At 46.2% G+C, this 1,050-nt stretch carries 1 protein-coding gene; it reads left to right on the top strand.

The window, feature by feature from the left end; genetic code table 11:
- Positions 1-154 precede the first annotated feature (154 nt).
- Positions 155-1,050: flagellar biosynthesis protein FlhF (gene flhF / locus A3739_RS20150; protein WP_068502564.1), on the top strand; the 896-nt coding region annotated here is incomplete at its 3' end.

A 1,050-nucleotide genomic window follows, 5' to 3' on the forward strand; every position in this document is an offset into this window, starting at 1 on the left:
TGTTCCAATTCAGGCTCGAGTGTAATAACAGGAATTTCCGCCTCACCTTCAATCAGGGTTTGTACGATCATCCGCTTCAAACCTTGCCGACAAGCTTCGGTCAATAATTTGACTACAGGAAGTTGTCGTCAAAAAAGCCTTTAGGTGAAGAGTTATGAAAGTTAAGCGTTATTTCTCCCATTCAATGCAAGATGCTTTGCGTCAGATACGCGAAGATTTAGGCCCTGATGCGGTGATTCTTTCAAACTCAAAAACAAATGGTGGTGTCGAGATATTGGCAACTGCCGAATATGAAGATCAGCCAGAGCAGGGTGTTGCTCAGGTATCTAATAATGAAACTAAAGTGAGCGCGTCCGAGCTCGCAAAACAACGCGCTGAGCGCAGTCTCGAATTGCAGGCGGAAATGGATAGAAGTCGTCGCCGCATCGAGAGCGTGAAGCAAGAACAGAACGTCATTAAAACAGAGCAGTTTGGTCAAACGAATAAGATTCAGGCGACTCCTGCAGTCAATCATGATGAGCGTTCGAGCAAGCAAGATGATGCGATTTACGTGATGCAGGAAGAGCTTCGTGAACTACGCGAAATGATTTCTGCTCAGGCGAAACAGTCGACTTCGCAACAATCTATTGAACCAATGCCTCAAGCTGTTGTGACGCCAAGCCAATCGATCGTAGATGAGCGCTTAGAGCGTCTAGCGATTCAGCAGCCTATTCGAAAGCAATTGCTAGATAGCGTTGCAAGTGAAGGCGATTCTGATACTGCTTGGGCAAAGGTGCGTAAACAAATTCATGGTGCGATTCAGACAGAATATAGCGAAATCATCGACATGGGTGGCGTGATTTCACTTGTTGGCCCGACCGGAAGTGGCAAAACAATGACGATTGGTAAGTTGGCTGCGCGTTATGTTATGCGTCATGGGGCAGATGGTATTGCTTTGGTGACAACAGATCGTTACCGAATCGCCGCACACGAGCAGCTAAAAGTGTTTGGAAGAATTCTGAATGTTCCAGTGCATGTTGTTGACGAGGATAATTGCTTAGATGCGATTCT

The sequence above is a fragment of the Oleiphilus sp. HI0067 genome (genome assembly GCF_001635735.1).